Annotated in this window: 14 protein-coding genes; 9 read left to right on the top strand and 5 right to left on the bottom strand. The window is 60.7% G+C overall.

The genetic code is table 11. The features are described from left to right. Positions 1–43: 43 nt before the first annotated feature. The 5 genes from parE to CKW14_RS22160 all read left to right on the top strand — a co-directional run bounded on the left by parE (position 44) and on the right by CKW14_RS22160 (position 6,621). Positions 44–1,951: a DNA topoisomerase IV subunit B gene (parE, locus tag CKW14_RS22180; RefSeq protein WP_095047278.1), complete on the top strand. Its 1,908-nt coding sequence runs from the start codon at positions 44–46 to the stop codon at positions 1,949–1,951. Next, on the top strand, positions 1,951–2,940 hold the full coding sequence (locus tag CKW14_RS22175; RefSeq protein WP_095047279.1) for an esterase-like activity of phytase family protein: 990 nt from the start codon (positions 1,951–1,953) through the stop codon (positions 2,938–2,940). Before parE ends, CKW14_RS22175 begins: the two co-directional genes overlap by 1 nt. Then, positions 2,937–3,461, top strand: coding sequence for a TIGR02281 family clan AA aspartic protease (locus tag CKW14_RS22170; RefSeq protein ID WP_007915776.1), 525 nt, complete (start codon positions 2,937–2,939; stop codon positions 3,459–3,461). The genes CKW14_RS22175 and CKW14_RS22170 overlap by 4 nt, the downstream gene beginning before the upstream one ends. Positions 3,462–3,468: 7 nt before the next feature. Further along, a complete protein-coding gene (gene parC, locus CKW14_RS22165) occupies positions 3,469–5,733 on the top strand; it encodes a DNA topoisomerase IV subunit A (protein ID WP_095126147.1) in 2,265 nt (754 codons plus the stop codon). 177 nt (positions 5,734–5,910) lie between these two features. Further along, positions 5,911–6,621, top strand: coding sequence for a membrane integrity-associated transporter subunit PqiC (locus CKW14_RS22160; protein WP_095126146.1), 711 nt, complete (start codon positions 5,911–5,913; stop codon positions 6,619–6,621). Positions 6,622–7,149: 528 nt separating this feature from the next. Here the strand turns inward: CKW14_RS22160 and CKW14_RS22155 are convergent. Continuing rightward, entirely contained in the window at positions 7,150–8,655 is a 1,506-nt protein-coding gene (locus tag CKW14_RS22155; RefSeq protein WP_093430159.1) for an AhpA/YtjB family protein, read from the bottom strand. Positions 8,656–8,789: 134 nt separating this feature from the next. On the opposite strand from CKW14_RS22155, the gene serB reads away from it, so the two are divergent. Then, a complete protein-coding gene (serB, locus tag CKW14_RS22150; protein WP_093430160.1) occupies positions 8,790–10,004 on the top strand; it encodes a phosphoserine phosphatase SerB in 1,215 nt (404 codons plus the stop codon). A gap of 90 nt (positions 10,005–10,094) precedes the next feature. On the opposite strand, the gene CKW14_RS22145 is transcribed toward serB, so the two are convergent. Then, positions 10,095–11,849 carry a molecular chaperone gene (locus CKW14_RS22145; RefSeq protein WP_095126145.1) on the bottom strand — a complete coding sequence of 585 codons (1,755 nt, stop codon included), beginning with the start codon at positions 11,847–11,849 and terminating at the stop codon, positions 10,095–10,097. A gap of 220 nt (positions 11,850–12,069) precedes the next feature. Between CKW14_RS22145 and CKW14_RS22140 the strand changes: the two genes are divergently transcribed. After that, positions 12,070–12,471 (top strand): lectin OAA, encoded by a 402-nt coding sequence (locus tag CKW14_RS22140; RefSeq protein ID WP_095126144.1) that lies wholly within the window; start codon positions 12,070–12,072, stop codon positions 12,469–12,471. Positions 12,472–12,540: 69 nt separating this feature from the next. Here the strand turns inward: CKW14_RS22140 and asd are convergent, their stop codons facing one another. The 3 genes from asd to CKW14_RS22125 are packed head-to-tail and all read right to left on the bottom strand — an operon-like array spanning position 12,541 to position 15,816. Beyond that, a complete protein-coding gene (gene asd / locus CKW14_RS22135) occupies positions 12,541–13,401 on the bottom strand; it encodes an archaetidylserine decarboxylase (protein ID WP_095047284.1) in 861 nt (286 codons plus the stop codon). Between the two features lie 18 nt (positions 13,402–13,419). Continuing rightward, a complete protein-coding gene (gene rhdA, locus CKW14_RS22130; protein ID WP_095047285.1) occupies positions 13,420–14,235 on the bottom strand; it encodes a thiosulfate sulfurtransferase in 816 nt (271 codons plus the stop codon). A gap of 42 nt (positions 14,236–14,277) precedes the next feature. Further along, on the bottom strand, positions 14,278–15,816 hold the full coding sequence (locus CKW14_RS22125; RefSeq protein ID WP_095126143.1) for an HDOD domain-containing protein: 1,539 nt from the start codon (positions 15,814–15,816) through the stop codon (positions 14,278–14,280). A 166-nt stretch (positions 15,817–15,982) separates the two neighbouring features. On the opposite strand from CKW14_RS22125, the gene motA reads away from it, so the two are divergent. Together motA and motB are read left to right on the top strand one after the other, a co-directional pair. Further along, complete coding sequence (gene motA / locus CKW14_RS22120) at positions 15,983–16,834, top strand: flagellar motor stator protein MotA (protein WP_007915795.1); 852 nt, start codon at positions 15,983–15,985, stop codon at positions 16,832–16,834. A 3-nt stretch (positions 16,835–16,837) separates the two neighbouring features. Beyond that, a complete protein-coding gene (motB, locus tag CKW14_RS22115; RefSeq protein WP_095047287.1) occupies positions 16,838–17,914 on the top strand; it encodes a flagellar motor protein MotB in 1,077 nt (358 codons plus the stop codon). Positions 17,915–17,962: the final 48 nt, after the last annotated feature.

The raw sequence follows: 17,962 nt of genomic DNA, 5'->3' as shown, positions 1-17,962 counted from the left end.
CCCCATGAATTCTTTTTTCACCGAACATTGACGACGAGACCCTATGGCCACTCCCAGCGCTAGCTCTTATAACGCCGACGCCATCGAAGTCCTCTCGGGCCTCGACCCGGTGCGCAAACGCCCCGGCATGTACACCGACACCAGTCGGCCGAACCACCTTGCCCAGGAAGTGATCGACAACAGTGTCGACGAAGCTCTGGCGGGTCATGCCAAATCGGTGCAGGTCATCCTGCACGCCGACCATTCGCTGGAAGTCAGTGACGACGGTCGTGGCATGCCGGTCGACATTCACCCGGAAGAGGGCGTGTCGGGTGTCGAGTTGATCCTCACCAAACTCCACGCGGGCGGCAAGTTTTCCAACAAGAACTACCAGTTCTCCGGCGGTCTGCACGGCGTGGGTATTTCCGTGGTCAACGCCTTGTCGACCGAAGTCCGTGTGCGCGTAAAACGTGACGGCAACGAATACCAGATGACCTTCAACGACGGCTTCAAAGCCTCGGAACTGGAAATCGTCGGCACCGTCGGCAAGCGCAACACCGGCACCAGCGTGTACTTCGCGCCGGATCCGAAGTATTTCGATTCACCGAAATTCTCCATCAGCCGCCTCAAGCACGTGCTCAAGGCCAAGGCTGTGCTGTGCCCGGGGCTGCTGGTCAGCTTTGAAGACAAAGGCACCGGCGAGAAAGTCGAGTGGCATTACGAAGACGGTCTGCGTTCCTATCTGGTCGACGCGGTCAGCGAATTCGAACGCCTGCCGGACGAGCCGTTCTGCGGCGCTTTCGCCGGTAATAAAGAAGCCGTCGACTGGGCCCTGCTGTGGCTGCCGGAAGGTGGCGACGCGGTGCAGGAAAGCTACGTCAACCTGATCCCGACGGCGCAGGGCGGTACTCACGTCAACGGTCTGCGTCAGGGCCTGCTCGATGCGATGCGCGAGTTCTGCGAATTCCGCAGCCTGCTGCCGCGCGGCGTCAAGCTGGCGCCGGAAGACGTCTGGGAGCGCATCGCGTTCGTCCTGTCGATGAAAATGCAGGAACCGCAATTCTCCGGCCAGACCAAAGAGCGTCTGTCATCGCGTGAAGCGGCGGCGTTTGTCTCTGGTGTGGTCAAGGATGCGTTCAGCCTGTGGCTCAACGCCAACCCGGAAACCGGTCTGGCCCTGGCGGAACTGGCGATCAACAACGCCGGTCGTCGTCTTAAGGCAAGCAAGAAAGTCGAGCGTAAACGCGTCACTCAGGGGCCAGCGTTGCCGGGCAAACTGGCTGACTGCGCCGGGCAGGACCCGATGCGTTCCGAGCTGTTCCTGGTCGAAGGTGATTCCGCTGGTGGTTCCGCCAAGCAAGCGCGGGACAAGGAATTCCAGGCGATCCTGCCGTTGCGCGGCAAGATCCTCAACACCTGGGAAGTCGACGGCAGCGAAGTGCTGGCCAGCCAGGAAGTGCACAACATCGCCGTGGCCATCGGTGTCGATCCGGGCGCGGCGGACATGAGCCAGCTGCGTTACGGCAAGATCTGCATCCTCGCCGACGCCGACTCCGACGGTCTGCACATTGCCACGCTGCTCTGCGCCTTGTTCGTCCAGCATTTCCGCCCGCTGGTGGATGCCGGTCACGTCTACGTGGCGATGCCGCCGCTGTACCGCATCGACCTGGGCAAAGAAATCTACTACGCCCTCGACGAAGCTGAGCGCGACGGCATTCTCGACCGTCTGGTCGCCGAGAAGAAACGCGGCAAACCCCAGGTCACCCGATTCAAAGGTCTGGGTGAAATGAACCCGCCGCAGTTGCGTGAGACCACCATGGACCCGAACACTCGGCGCCTGGTGCAACTGACACTGGGCGAAGACTTCGCTGAAACCTCGGAAATGATGGACATGCTGCTGGCGAAGAAACGCGCCGGTGACCGCAAGACCTGGCTCGAATCCAAAGGCAACCTCGCCGAGGTGCTGGCCTGATGCGGTTTGGCTGGGCCTTGGCGGGTGCGTTGCTGCTGAGTGCGATGGGCGTGTCGGCCGAGCCGGTGCAGGAGTTGCGCGTGCTCTCCGAACACCCGGTCGACGGCATGCGCGGCGGTAACCTGTCGGGGCTGGCCATGTGTGGCAGCGAGTTGTGGACGGTGTCGGACCGCGATGACGATCAGATTTACCGGCTCAATACCGCCGATCAGGTCTGGCAGGCCGAAGCCTTGCACATCGAAGTGCCCCTGGTGCCGGAGACCGGCCTGCCTTGGGGGCTGCGCTCGCGCAATTGGGCCGCATCGTTCGTGCGCGGGGGCGACCTGGATTTCGAAGGCATCAGCTGCGACAGTGCCGGCAATCGCTACATTGTCAGCGAGGGGCATGCGGCAGTCTTGCAGGTGCCCGTCAGCGGCCCGGTCAGTTGGCTGAAGATCTCGCCGATGATGGTTCGCGAAGCGCGGGCCAGCGGCATGCTCCTGCATTTCAATGCGATCTTCGAGGGCTTGGCGATCAATCCGGCGGGTGATCAGATGTGGCTGGCTGCCGAACGGCAAAGCCGTGGCTTGCTGCTGATCAAGCGCCAACAAACGGTGTGGGATTGCGACGGTCGTTGCGTGCTGCTCAGCGAGGGCGGCAAGGAAATGCAACCGCCGCAGTTCCCGAAGGCCAGAGCGGTCGACCGGGACTTTTCCGACCTTTCATTGTTTAACGGCAAATTGTTTACCCTTGACCGCAACGCCTTTCAGATTTGTCGGCGCGATGCGCAGACCGCCAAGGTCGAGCGGTGCTGGTCGTACGCCGCTGAATTGTTGCAGGCCAACCGCCGTTATTCGCAGAACTTCGGTCTGGAAGAGGCGCTGATCGTTGACGCTGATGGTGCGTGGGTCGGCGTCGACAATAATTTCGGCCCGCGCGCCGACGGTGAGGTTCGGCCGATCGTCTGGCGCTTCGCCGCGCCTGACGGTGGCTGGAGCGCCAAGCCTTGAGCCAGCAACCTCCGGGCAAACGTGCCGGTCGGGTGCTGATGATTCTGGCATGGTGCGCGGCGCTGTTTCTGGCGACGCGGTTTTTTGGCCAGTGGGAGCAACGCCAGCAGAATCCGAATGTCGTGGTCAGTTCGGAGCAGGGCGAAGGGTTTATCGAGGTGAAGCTGGCCGGCAATGCCCAAGGGCATTTTGTCGCCAGCGGTCAGATCAACGGCGAACCGGTCGAGTTCATGCTCGACACCGGCGCAACCGATGTGGCGATCCCGGCGGATCTGGCCAAGCGTTTGAAGCTGGAAGAAGGTTTCGGTGTGACCCTGAGCACGGCCAATGGCCTGAGCCAGGGCTATCGAACCAAAATCGACCGCCTGCAACTGGGTGACATCGTGCTGCGCGACGTCCGCGCACTGGTGGCGCCGGGGCTGCATGGCGATCAGGTGCTGCTTGGAATGAGCGCCCTGAACAAACTTGAATTTACTCAGCGCGGTGGCACCATGCTGCTGCGCCAGACAACGAACCGATGAGGCCTGCATGAGCAACCCCCTTGATCTCAGCCTGGACGGTGTAGAACGCCGCTCGCTGGCCGACTTCACCGAAAGTGCCTACCTCAACTACTCCATGTACGTGATCATGGACCGTGCTCTGCCGCATATCGGCGACGGCCTGAAACCGGTACAGCGGCGTATCGTCTACGCCATGAGCGAGCTGGGGCTGGACGCCGACTCCAAGCACAAGAAATCGGCGCGTACCGTCGGTGACGTGCTCGGTAAATTCCACCCGCACGGTGACTCGGCGTGCTACGAAGCGATGGTGCTGATGGCCCAGCCGTTCAGCTATCGCTACACGCTGGTCGACGGTCAGGGTAACTGGGGTGCGCCGGACGATCCGAAATCCTTCGCCGCCATGCGTTACACCGAAGCACGCCTGTCGCGTTATTCCGAAGTGCTGCTCAGCGAACTGGGCCAGGGCACTGCCGACTGGGGCCCGAACTTCGACGGCACCTTACAAGAGCCGCTGGTGCTGCCGGCACGCCTGCCGAACATCCTGCTCAACGGCACCACCGGCATCGCCGTGGGCATGGCCACCGACGTGCCGCCGCATAACCTGCGTGAAGTCGCCACCGCTTGCGTGCGCTTGCTCGATGAGCCGAAAGCCACGGTCGAACAGCTCTGCGAACACATTCAGGGCCCGGACTATCCGACCGAAGCGGAAATCATCACGCCGCGCGCCGACCTGCTGAAGATTTACGAAACCGGCAAGGGCTCGGTGCGCATGCGCGCCGTGTACCACGTCGAGGACGGCGACATCATCGTCACCGCGCTGCCGCATCAGGTGTCCGGCGCCAAGGTGCTGGAGCAGATCGCCGCGCTGATGCAGGCCAAGCCGTCGAAAGCCCCGCAGATCGCTGACCTGCGCGACGAATCTGACCACGAAAACCCGTGCCGCATCGTGATCATTCCGGTCAACAGCCGCGTCGATCATGAAGCGCTGATGCAGCACTTGTTCGCCAGCACCGAGCTGGAGTCGACCTACCGGGTCAACGTCAACATCATCGGTCTGGACGGCAAGCCGCAGCTGAAAAACCTGCGAGCGCTGCTGGTCGAGTGGCTGGAATTCCGCGTGTTGACCGTGCGTCGCCGCCTGCAATTCCGCCTCGACAAGGTCGAGCGTCGCCTGCACCTGTTGGACGGTTTGTTGATTGCCTACCTCAACCTGGATGAAGTGATCCACATCATCCGCACCGAGGAACACCCGAAAGCCAAGCTGATCGAGCGTTTCGCCCTCAGCGAGATTCAGGCCGACTACATCCTCGACACGCGTCTGCGTCAGTTGGCGCGACTGGAAGAGATGAAGCTGCGCGACGAGCAGGACGAACTGCTCAAGGAACAAGCCAAGCTGCAAGCGCTGCTGGGCAGCGAAGCCAAGCTGAAGAAGCTGGTGCGTACGGAGCTGATCAAGGATGCCGAAACCTATGGCGACGACCGTCGTTCGCCAATCGTTGAACGCACCGAAGCCAAAGCGTTGACCGAACACGATCTGCTGCCGAACGAAAAAGTCACCGTGGTGCTGTCGGAAAAAGGCTGGATCCGTTCGGCCAAAGGTCATGACATCGACGCCACCGGCCTGTCGTACAAGGCCGGCGACGGCTTCAAGACCTCGGCAGCGGGGCGCTCCAACCAGTTTGCGGTGTTTATCGACTCGACCGGCCGCAGCTACTCGGTGGCCGCGCACACCCTGCCATCGGCTCGGGGCCAGGGCGAGCCGTTGACCGGTCGTCTGACACCACCGCCCGGTGCGAGCTTCGAATGCGTGCTGATGCCGGAAGACGACGCGTTGTACGTCATCGCTTCCGACGCTGGTTACGGTTTCGTGGTCAAGGGCGAAGACCTGCAAGCCAAGAACAAGGCCGGTAAAGCCCTGTTGAGCCTGCCGAACAACGCCAAAGTCATCGCGCCGCGTCCGGTGGCCGATCGTGAGCAGAACTGGCTGGCGTCGGTCACGACCGAAGGTCGCCTGCTGATCTTCAAAATCAGCGATCTGCCACAATTAGGTAAGGGCAAAGGTAACAAGATCATCGGTATTTCCGGTGAGCGTGTGGCCAGTCGCGAAGAATATGTCACGGACATCGCCGTACTTCCGGAAGGCGCCACCTTGGTGCTGCAGGCCGGAAAACGGACCCTGTCGCTGAAGGCCGATGACCTCGAACACTACAAAGGTGAGCGTGGACGTCGTGGCAACAAGCTTCCAAGGGGCTTCCAGCGGGTCGATGCGCTGCTCGTCGAAAACCTCAATTAGGCGTCCTAGAGAGCTCGATCCACGATTTAACGCGTAGATCGACGCTTTGGCGCTGGAGTCGGAACGCATATTCACGGATGATATGGCCTTTCCAAGCGCCGGCGTGGCTGAGCGTTCTTCATATTTATTGAGTATTTTCACTGTGGTCAGCCTTGTGGCGGCCACCTGGACGGGATGATGACTGCTCTGCGCCCCCTTATTTTCCTGCTCGCCGGCGTTTTGGGCCTGGCGGGTTGCAGCGTTCACCAGCCGGTGTCGCTGTATCAACTGGACAGCGGAAGTCCGGTTCAGCCTGCGCAAAGCGCGGGCATGGCGGTTTTGTTGGGTCCGGTAGTCGTAGCCGATTACCTGCAACGTGAGACATTGCTGCAACGTCAACCCGATGGCAGCCTGCAGGCAGCGACAGACGGTCGTTGGGCTGGCAGCCTTTCGTCGGATATCGATCAGTTGCTGATGCGTCAGGTTGCTGGCCATCTGGACAGCCAGCGTGTAGTGCTGGCACCGGCCACTACGGGGTTCACTCCGGATGTGCAGGTGTTGCTGACCATCACGCGTCTGGACTCTGGCCAGAAACAACCGGCGATTCTCGATGCTCAATGGCGTCTGATCGACCGTCGTGGTCAGGTGCGCGATAACCGCATCATTCATCTGCAAGAGCTGCATGCCGGCAGTACCGCTTCGCAGGTTCAGGCCCAGGGCATTTTGCTGCAGCGTCTGGCCGAGCAATTGTCGGTAGCGCTCAAGCCGTTGGCCAATCAGCCACCGGTCGCCGAGGCACCGCGTAAAGCGGCACCAAAACCGGCAGCGCCGGCGGCGGAATCAGAGAAACAACCGAAGATTCCGATGGCATCGCCGATTCGGACAGATATGGAAGTGTTCCGCTTCTAAGCTGGATCGAGTCAGAACAGAGCCCGCCTTGTGCGGGCTTTGTTGTGTCTGGGGGCTAGAAGATCAAAAGCCCCTCACCCTAACCCTCTCCCGGAGGGAGAGGGGACTAACCGAGGGGTCTGGCGCTATACATCGACCTGAAAGATCCTGGCGATTATGGATTCGGTAGAGCAGGAGCGACCGAGGTGTCTGCGTCATGCGTCGACCTGAAAGAGCTTGGCGATTCTGGATCGGTAGGGCAGGGGCCGACCGAGGGGTCTGGCGCTATACATCGACCTGAAAGATCCTGACGATTATGGATTCGGTAGAGCAGGGGCGACCGAGGTGTCTGCGTCATGCGTCGACCTGAAAGAGCTTGGCGATTTTGGATTCACAGCAGGGCGTTCAAGTCGGTTTAGCTCTCCAATATCCCCCAATCAGTCCCCTCTCCCTCGGGGAGAGGGCTAGGGTGAGGGGCTCTTCAGTCACCCACAAAAAAGCCCGCAGACAATCGCTTGTCTGCGGGCTTCTTCACATCAGGCCTAAGGCTTAAGCCCGGCGCTCATGCATCCGCGCCAGTTGCCGTTCGAGCATCGACGGATAAGGCTCCATCAACCGCTCCACGCAGCAAGCACCCTCAGGGCTGGCGATCGGGCGGATCCGTGCACGCTGGCGGATCAGCGCATCGTCGCCGATCTTGCGTTCAACCAGCAGCAGATTGCGGCTGTGTTGGGACAGAGCCAATGCATCCTGCGCCGAATCGGTCAGCAGCAGATCAATCTGACTCAAGCCGAACAACTCATCGCCCAGGGTCAGGCCCAACTGCAGTTGCAGGGTGATGCCGCTGTCTGCGACTTCAATCTGCAACTGATGACCCAAGGCCCGCAGCAACTCGCCGCAGCAGATTGCGTTGGTCAGGTAATCGTCACCGCTGTCTTCGGTGTGGAAGAGCATCAGCGTGCTGCCGTCGTTCAGGGTTTCGATTTCACCCTGATACAGCGAAGCAGCCTGATCGAGGCAGTCACGATAACGCTCCTGCAATTCTTCCAGACGTGCCCGCGGCAAGCGGCGCAATTGTTCCTGTGATCCCAGTTGTACCGCTAGCACGGCGCTGTGTTGTGGCACGCTCGGAGTCGCCTTGCGGGCGACCGGTTGTGGGGCAACGTCCAGCGATTCATCGCGCAGATCAGCGAACGCGTCATCGTCATCATCGTCTTCGACGGTGCTGACCAGATGTCGCGGTGCAGGCTTCTGCGCGGCCATCGGACGGGTTTCGTCGAAACTCGGATCACGCAAGTTGCGCACCTCGAATTCCGGCTCGTCCTCTTCGTCCTCGAACTCAGGCTCCGGTTCCGGTGCAGGCTCTGGCGCGTAGTTGGCGTGCAGCTGACGCGCCAGATCGCCGATTTCATCCTGACGATCAATGCCCGGCGTGTGTTCGTCGATGCGTCGCAACCAGACACGCAATTGCAGCAACGGCGTCGACAGATAGCGGCCCATGCGCAGGCTCAGGGCCAGCGACAGCGCCAGCAGGATCCCGCTGAGAATGCCCATGCTTTGCAGGCTGATGGTCATCGGCTGCTGGAACTGATCCATGTCCAGGCTGATGCGCAGTTGCCCGGCAGTCACGTCCTGGAACGTGATCTTGCTCTCGTACATGCCCTCGGCTTCGCCCAGCAGGCTGTGCTTGGGCCGCTGACCGGACTCGGCGAGGATGCGGTTATCCACGCTGTAGATCGCCGCGTGGGCCACCAGTTTGTTCTTGGTCAGGTTGTTGAGCAGCACGTTGAGGCTGAGGATGTCGTTGGACACCAACAGCTCCGTGGCCGAGGTCGCGGTTTGCGTGGTCAGGCTTTCGCCCAGCGCATCGGCCTGCTGGTGCATGGCCTGCTTGAATTGCAAACCCATCACGCCGGCATAGATCACCAGGGCCAGAGCGACCAGGATCACGTTATGGCTGGCAATGCGCAATGCAATCGGTACACGGCGGTGACGCAGTGCACGGAAGATCAGCAGGAAGAAGTTATCGGTTTTAACTGGCGTGGGCCGGTTCACTGAGCTCGGCTCTTTTGTCCGTGAAGTTGACGCGCAGTATAGCGACAGGCCCTAGACCGGCAAAGCGCTCGCGGTGCCCGATGGTCACTGAAAGTGGGTAGAATGCGGTTTTTTTCCAGTTGCGGGGGTGCGCGTTGCGCGAAATCGTCCTGATTAACATCACGGGAGTCGACCGTCCGGGTCTGACTGCGGCCATTACCGGCGTTCTGGCACAAGGTGGTGTGAACATTCTCGACATCGGTCAGGCGGTGATCCACGACACCCTGTCGTTCGGCATCCTGGTTGAAATCCCCGATTCCGAGCAAGGCAAGTCCGTGCTCAAGGACATTCTGTTCAAGGGCTACGAGCTCGATCAGCAGGTACGCTTCACGCCGGTGTCCGAAGAGGATTACCAGCAATGGGTGGGTAATCAGGGCAAGAAGCGCCACATCGTCACCCTGCTGACCCGCAAAGTAACCGCTGGCCAATTGCAGGCTGTCAGCTCGATCACCGCCAAATATGGCCTGAATATCGATCACATCGACCGTCTGTCGGGTCGCATGCCACTGGACACGCCAGCGGACAAGGGCAAGGGCTGCATCGAGTTCTCCGTGCGTGGCGAAGCCGCCGATCCACAGGCGCTGCGTGCCGAATTCCTCAGCGTTGCCCAAGCGCTGAACGTCGACATCGCCTTCCAGGAAGATTCGCTGTTCCGGCGCAACCGTCGTCTGGCGGTGTTCGACATGGACTCGACGCTGATCGAGGCCGAGGTCATTGACGAGCTGGCCAAGGCTGCCGGCGTGGGCGAGCAGGTGTCCGAAATCACAGAGCGGGCAATGGCCGGCGAGCTGGATTTCCGCGCCAGTTTCAAAGAACGTCTGGCCTTGCTCAAAGGTCTGGATGTCAGCGTGCTGGACTCGATCGGCGCTTCGCTGCGTCTGACCGAAGGCGCCGAAACGCTGTTCGCTGAACTCAAGCGACTGGGCTACAAGACCGCGATCCTGTCCGGTGGCTTCACTTATTTCGCCAAGCAATTGCAGGCCAAACTCGGCATCGACTATGTGTTTGCCAACGAACTGGAAGTGGTCGATGGCAAGTGTACTGGCGTGGCGATCGAGCCGATCGTCGATGCCCAGCGCAAGGCTGATTTGCTCAAAGAGCTGGCACACAAGGAAGGTTTGCGTCTGGAGCAGACCATCGCGGTCGGCGACGGTGCGAATGACCTGCCGATGCTGGCGATTGCCGGTTTGGGCGTAGCGTTCCGTGCCAAGCCGTTGGTGAAGCAGTCGGCGAAGCAGGCGATTTCGACGTTGGGGCTGGATGGCGTGCTGTACCTGCTGGGTTTCCGTGATCGCGACGGGCAGTTGTAATTAAAGATCAAAAGATCGCAGCATTCGGCAGCTCCTACAGAGGAATATGCATTTTCCTGTAGGAGCTGCCGAAGGCTGCGATCTTTTGCTTTAAAGCGATTTCCACAACGAATCAAAATCCTCCTCGCTCCCGCCATTGCGCGCGGCCTCCAGCGAGCGATAGGCGAACTGATTGAAACTGTGCGTACTCGCCACCCGTCGATCCAGCCCGGCGCGGTGTTCTTCGCCTTGGGTGTTGATCAGCACTTTACTGCCTTCCTGAAACGGCAAGCGCGGTGCCAGCAAGGTTGCCGGCAAATCTATCGCACTGATCTCCGGTAACAATAGTCCGCGCAGATACTGACTGTGATCGTCCCGTGAGCGCACCAGTTGCAGGCCGCAAGGCTGGGCATGTGGCGCCACCAGCTCAATGCCCATTTGCGTGCCGCCGCCGCGCACCTGGCGGATCCAGCGAATGACCGCAATGCTCCAGCCCAGACTGACACTGTCCTGAATGCCGAGCATTTCCCCGGCCTGCAGCTCGGCGGGCACTTCATTTGGCCACGCCAGGCAATATCCACCGGGGCTGTGATTGATCACCGGCAGGGCATGGGTCGGGTAATGGGGCGTACTGTCCGTGCCGCTTTCATCCTCGCGCAAATGGTCGTACTGGATTTCCTCGTAAGGCAAAAACTCATCAGTTTTGCTTTGCGGTGCGGCGTCGAAAGCCTGGCTCCAACTGTCCTTTTCACCTTTGGCGACGGCACAGCTGAAATTCGCCGAGCGCGTTCCGGGGTGTTTGAGCAGCTCGCTGAAACTGCGCTCGCCACCCAGATAAAAGTGCAGGGCGCTCATGCCCACGCACACGGTCAGATGGCCTTGGCCGACGGTGCGCTGAAAGCTGCGCTCGGCGGCTTGTCCCCAGGTGGCATGGAGGTGTTGCAGGGTGTCGAAGCTGAGCCCGGGCGGAACGGGCAGCGGCGTCGATGCGGGCTGATGCTGCAAATGCGCTTCGATGGCGTTCACCAGCGGCTGCGGATCGAAGCCGAGCAATCCGGCCTGTTCTTCGCTGCGAAACATGTTGCGGTAGCGCGGGCCGGCATCGATCGCCGGGCTGATCGCAAACAGGCCTTCGCTTGAACGACCGGGATGTAATTTGAGCAGGGCGCTCCACGGTTCGAGTACTTCAGCCAATCGGGCGATCTGGTTCTGTCGCAATTGATTGCAGCGGGCACTGCCCATGAGCAGGGCGGCGATGTAAGTCTGTTCAAGCGTGAGTTCGGTGGTGAGGCTGGCGAGATCGTCGTGGACCCGGCGCTGTTGCAGCTGCAGTTCGCAGGCGATGCGATACAGCTGATGCAGTTCGAACCACACCTGCTCCGGTGCCGCGCTGTACAGTTGCGTCGCACGCAGCAGTTGACCCTTGAGTGTATGGGTCGCCCGTTGCAGGGCCGTGCTGACCAATATCGCGCGATCCTTGCTGTACTTCGGCGCAATCCGCAACACGATCTGTTTGTAGCCGACGGCCAGATGGCTTTGCAGCGCCTGGCACAAATTGCTGATCTTGCGTGAACGCTCGTCGAGCATGATCGCCTGATGCAGGAAGTGCCGCTCCAGATGCTGGCAGACGAAATACACCTCGGGGCGCAGCAGCTCCAGCAGGTTGAGGCGATTGTCACTGGGGGTGAGCAATTGATTGAGTTCGCCCAGGCCTTTATACAGCAGGCGGGCGGTTTCACCGATGTTAGCCTTGGGCAGGTCGGCGATCCAGCGCTTGAGGTCGCGTGGCGTTGCTTCGCAAAACGACAGACGCGTTTGCGTCGGGGTCGGGGCGCTCAGGGAGGGGTGGGGACGAGACTCACTCATGCCTTGACGGGCTCCGGCGGCGGAAGGGGCAATGCCCAAAACTCTAGCAGCTGTGGTCTGTTTCGCTGGGTAGCGTCAGACTTTTTGACCGCTGGTCTGCTGGCCGGATGCCATTTCCCAAGCCCTACTAGTCTCTCAGGCGTGCGATCGGAAACGCACGGTTGCACGGCCTGCCGTCAACCTCGGGCAGGTCTCCCGAAACTTCAAGGAGATGAGGTTCATGTCTAAATATGCAGTGGCAAATCAATGGGGTGGCAGTTCGGCGCCGTGGCATCCGGGTGGAACCTGGTTACTCGGCGGGCGGGACAACCAGAATGTCGTCGCTATCGAGATCAAGTCGCGCGATGACGGTAAAACGTTCACCGGCACCATGACCTATGCCGGGGAAGGTCCCATTGGCTTCAAAGCGCAACGCACCGGTCAGAACCAGTACAACGTCGAGAATCAGTGGGGTGGCAATGATGCCCCATGGCATCCGGGCGGCAAGTGGGAGATTGGCGGCCGGGACAATCAGAACGTTATCGCGTTGAGCGTCACGTCCAGTGACGGAGGGAAAAACCTCAATGGCACCAATACCTATGCCAACGAAGGCCCGATCGGCTTTCGTGGGCAAATAGAGTAACGGCACCACTGAGTCGTATCCGCCTTTTCGCAGACGTGTGCAAAGGCGGATCAGTGGCTCACATCATGTTCAGGCTTTTGGCAGCGCCAGGCCTTGACCCATCTGCACTGGCGAACCCGCCGCCAGCTCTTGCGCCCATGTCACCTGATCCGGCCCGAACAGCACGATTGCGGTCGAACCCAGCTTGAAGCGCCCAAGTTCAGCACCTTTTTCCAGATGGATCGGCGCACGGGCGGCTTCGTCGTAGCGGAAGGTTTTCAGCTCGCGCTTCGGTGGGGTGACCAGGCCGGCCCACACGGTTTCGATCGAAGCGACGATCATCGCACCCACCAGCACCACGGCCATCGGCCCACGCTCGGTGTCGAAAATGCACGCCACGCGTTCGTTGCGGGCGAACAGTTCCGGAACGTTTTCTGCGGTGGTCTGGTTGACCGAGAAGATCCGGCCTGGGATGTAGACCATTTCGCGCAGGGTGCCGGCCAGCGGCATGTGCACGCGGTGGTAGTCCTTAGGCGACAGGTAAATGGTGGCGAAGTCGCCGCCCATGAACGGCGCTGCGTTGGCCGCATCACCGCCGAGCAGTTCCAGCACGCTGAAGCTGTGGCCCTTGGCCTGGAACACGCGACCGTGCTCGATCGGGCCGAGCTGGCTGACCGCACCGTCGGCCGGGCTGAGGATCGCGCCCGGGGTTTCGTCCAGCGGACGCGCGCCGTCTTTCAGAGCGCGGGTGAAGAAGGCGTTGAAGTGCTCGTAGGCAGTGAGGTCTTCGACGAGCGCTTGCGACATGTCCACCTGGTAGCGCTTGGCGAACCATTGGGTGAAGGCATTCTTGAACCAGCGCACGCGGCATTCGGCAATGCAGCCGGCCAGACGCGATAGCAGGTGATGAGGCAGCAGGTACTGGCTGAGGATAAACAGACGTTCTTTCATTAGTTGTCCTTAAAAACCTTAAATCTCGACTGGCGTGTCAGGGTGGTTGCCCCATTCGCCCCAGGAACCGGCGTAGCCCTTGACCCGCGGATAACCGAGGGATTTGGCCACCAGATAAGTGAAGCCCGACCGGTGATGGGTCTGGCAGTGGGTAATGATTTCTTTGTCCTTGGTGATCCCGAGGTCTTCGAGGATCTGCGGCATGTCTGTGCGAATGCGCAACTGACGGGCCTTGTCCATGCCGGCAGTCCATTCGAAATTGACCGCGCCGGGGATGTGCCCAGCCTTGGCGGCCAGCACTTTCTCACCGGAATACTCCAGCGGCCCGCGCGCATCCCAGATCGCCAGATCGGCAGCACCGAGGCGGCTTTGCAGGTATTCACGGGTCGCGGTCGGTTCTTCATGCAGGGTCAATGGCACAGGGCCGCCCACTACAGGCGGAACCTGGATCGACATCGGCATGCCGGCCGCCAGCCACGCCGGCAGACCGCCGTCGACGTAGTGATATTTGTCGTGACCGATCACGTCGAGCAGCCAGATGAAACGCCCGGCCCAACCGCCGCCTTCGTCGTCATAGACCACGTAGACCGCATCTTTGCGATGGCCCAGCTCACCGAATAACGCTTCGAGATCGGCTTTCGCCGGCAGCAGTCCCGGCGCCGGCGGCTGGCCGAGCTGGGTGCGTTTCGGGTCGACAAAGCGTGCGCCGGGAAAGTGACCTTCGGCATAACGGGCAGGGCTGGTCAGGTCCACCAGAATCAGTTCAGGGGAATCGAGACGCGGGAGCAGGTCGCTCGCCTCGATGACGAGCGGCAAGCCAGAGAAGTCAGACATGTGAGGTCTCCAGAGCACAAAGGGGAGGATTGTAGCGCAGCCTCATCGGCCGCGGCTGCTAAAGCTGTGCAGGGCTTTTTCGATGCACTGTGCGGTTTTGCCAAAGGCTTGCACGGTGATATCGGCGAACGGCCCGCCGCCCTGATCGGCGACAACAATCATGATCACCCGGCCGTTATTGACCAGGGAACGCAGGAACAGATACTCGCCACGAAACAGGGTGCGCAGGCTCGCTGGCAGCAGAGCGGAGAACTGAGCGTTGTTCTCGGGATTGATCCGCACCTGCGCCTGTTGCGCGAGCAGCCGTTGCAAGACCTTGCTCTGGCTGACGACGAAATTCAGCGCCGCCGCTTCTTTCGGCAGCCCGGCGGTTTGATTCACGCGCAGATTGGACTGTGTGCGATCGGCCATCAGGATCATCACCCGGCGCATGCCGCTGGCGACCAGCGCATCGCGAGCGGCGACGGTCAGGCTCATGGCATTGGTGAAGCGGCTTGGCTCGGCCAATAGCTCGGCGCATTGCTGGCGCCATTGCGTCAGATCTTCCGAGGTTGGCGCAGCGGCGGGCAGCATGCCGGCTGGCAAACGATGAGTGCCCCACGGCCACAGCAACGAAACCGCCGGATGCCACAGGTCGGGCATCGCATGATGGCGCGCACTGTTGGCGGCTTGCTGGTGCAACTGTTGTTGCACTTCATCCATGGAAATCTGCAGATAAAGGCTGGTCAGGTACTGCCAGCGCTCACTGTGCGGACTGTCCCACGCCTGTTGCGCCGACAGTGCCAGGCCGTTGGCCAGCAGCACTGTATTGGCCGGCTGATTGAGCCAGCGGCGCAGGGTCGGGTCGTCATCAAGCCGGTTTTGCTGGCGCAACGGATGTTCGCTGTCGCGGGCGATGCGCAGCACTTTGACCAGTTCGCGCTGTTCACTCAGCAGCAGCTTATAACCCTGCTGCACCCAGATCGGCAGGTGCCAGACTTGCACCAGCGCCTCGGCGATTTTCAGCAGGCGTGCGCCGAACAATTGCTTTTCGACCACGCGCGCCGATTCGCCCTTGTGGATAACCCGCAGTTCCCATTCTTCGAGCAATTGCGGATAAGTCAGCGCCAATGGCCACAGCGGCGACAAAAACAACAGGCTGCCCCAATGAATGTCCTGCCACAGTCGCGCCAGGCGACTGGCGAAAAAACCGTTGGCCTGTTGCGTCGCGTGCTGGCTGATCATCTGTAACTGGCGCAGGGCTTTGGGAATCTGCATCTGCGGTTCGGCGGGCAGGCGCGCGAGCAATTCTTCGGTCCGCGACAGGCCCAGACGATTGATCGCCACCTCAAGGTTTTCCGCTGGCGTGGCCATGGTGCCATGGGTGTGACGATTCGCCTCACGGATGATGCTCAAGGCCAGTGCCGGGCTGTCCTGCATCAGGTCGGCGATGTCGCGCAACGAGCTGCGGTTGTCGCGGATCGCCCGACAGACTTTGTCGTGAGCCTCTTGCGGCACGGGCAGCCGGACGCTGTCGAGCAGCTTGACCCAGCCGTCGAGTGTGGTCGGTTTTGCGTGTGGGACGTTCGTTTCATTAGCCATGTCTGGACGGGATCTTCACTGACTGTAGACGCGCCCGGCATGGGCTAAATTGGCTTTTCGCCTGAACTGGCTATAGTCTGGCGCAGTTTTGCCGATAAGTAGAAGAAGAGATTTTTTAACTTCCGAATATGACCTTGAACCCGACTTAAATAAGTACTTTCTACCTATGGCTAAAATTATCGGCATCATCGTCGTATTCGCGAGCGTGCTCGGCGGATACGTGCTTTCCCACGGCAAGATTGCCGCCCTGATCCAGCCCTTCGAGGTGTTGATCATCGGTGGTGCGGCACTCGGTGCATTCCTGCAGGCCAACCCCGGCTACATGACGATGCACGTGCTCAAGAAATCCCTGAGCATGTTCAGCTCGCGCTTCAGCCATACGTTCTATCTGGAAGTGCTCGGGCTGATCTACGAGATCCTCAACAAGAGCCGCCGCGAAGGCATGATGGCCATCGAAGGCGACATCGAAGATGCCGCTGCGAGCCCGATCTTCGCCAAATACCCGGCAGTGCTCAAAGACGAACGCATGACCGCGTTCATCTGCGATTACCTGCGCATCATGTCGTCCGGCAACATGGCGCCGCACGAGCTGGAAGGCTTGTTCGACATGGAGCTGTACAGCCTGAAAGAAGACCTCGAGCATCCATCTCATGCGGTGAACGGCATCGCCGATGCCATGCCCGGTTTCGGTATCGTCGCGGCGGTACTCGGTATCGTGGTGACCATGGCCTCGCTGGGTGAAGGCGATCAGAAGTCCATCGGCCTGCACGTCGGTGCGGCACTGGTCGGTACCTTCTTCGGTATTCTCGCGGCGTACGGTTTCTTCGGCCCATTGGCGCATTCCCTGGCCCACGATGCCAAGGAAGAGCTGAACGTCTACGAAGCCATCAAGGCCTCGCTGGTGGCTTCGGCTTCCGGCATGCCGCCTTCGCTGGCGGTCGAGTTCGGTCGCAAGGTTTTGTATCCGGCGCACCGTCCAAGCTTCGCCGAGCTGGAACAAGCGGTTCGCGGTCGCTAAGTCATGGAAAATAATCAGCCGATTATCATCAAGCGCGTCAAGCGCATAGCCGGCGGGCATCACGGCGGGGCTTGGAAAATCGCCTTCGCCGACTTCGCCACGGCGATGATGGCGTTCTTCCTGGTGTTGTGGCTGCTGTCCACCGCGACGCCCGAGCAGAAGATCGCTATCGCCGGTTACTTCAAAGACCCGGTCGGCTTCTCCGAAAGCGGCACGCCGTACATCATCGACCTGGGCGGCACGCCGACCCTGGCCCCGGAAAACACCCTTAACCCGGAAGTGAAATCGCAGCCGCAGCCTGACAAGGTTACGGTCGATACTGAACAGGTTGAAGGCATGGCCGAGCAGGTCGAGAAGGAACGTCTGGAACTGCTGCTGCAAGAACTGCAGAACAAGGTCGACGAGAACCCGCAGTTGCAGAAGTTCAAGGATCAGATCCTCTTCGAGATCACTCCGAACGGTTTGCGCATCCAGATCATGGACGCCGAGAACCGGCCGATGTTCGACTCCGGTTCTGCACGCCTGAAACCGTACTTCGAAGACATCCTGCTGGCCATGGCCGACACCATCAAAGCGGTGCCGAACAAGATCAGTATCAGCGGCCACACCGATGCCAAGCCTTATATCGGTACCGGTGATTACGGTAACTGGGAGCTGTCGGCCAACCGTGCCAACGCTGCCCGGCGTGCCTTGGTTGCCGGTAGTTATCCGGATGCGCAAGTGGCGCGGGTAGTGGGTTACGCCTCGTCGGCATTGTTCGACAAGGAAAACCCATTCAATCCGGTCAACCGCCGCATCGATATTGTCGTGCTGACCAAGAAGGCCCAGGCGGCCATCGAAGGTGCGCAAGGTGCCGACGCGGCTAAACCGGCGGATCAGAGTCAGAACGGCAACGCGCCGGCGACACCGGTTGATCCGAACGCGCTGCCGGCGGATCAGCAACCGGTGCCGGCGCACGAGCTTCGCGAGCGGTTGAATCTGTTCGACGACGCCGCACCGAAACCGGCCGAGCCGGGGAGTGCGGCGCCTGCTCCCGCTACTCCGCCAGCCACTGCACCGGCTCCCACGCCCAAGCAGTGATTCACAAAAAGCCACGGTCACCGTGGCTTTTTTGTTTCTGCCTGCGTC

Origin of the sequence: Pseudomonas sp. Irchel s3a12 (assembly GCF_900187485.1) — a bacterium.
Classification (GTDB): Bacteria; Pseudomonadota; Gammaproteobacteria; order Pseudomonadales; family Pseudomonadaceae; genus Aquipseudomonas; species Aquipseudomonas neuropathica.
Note: the sequence above shows the minus strand (reverse complement) of the source record. Positions and strands in the feature narration are given on the sequence as shown.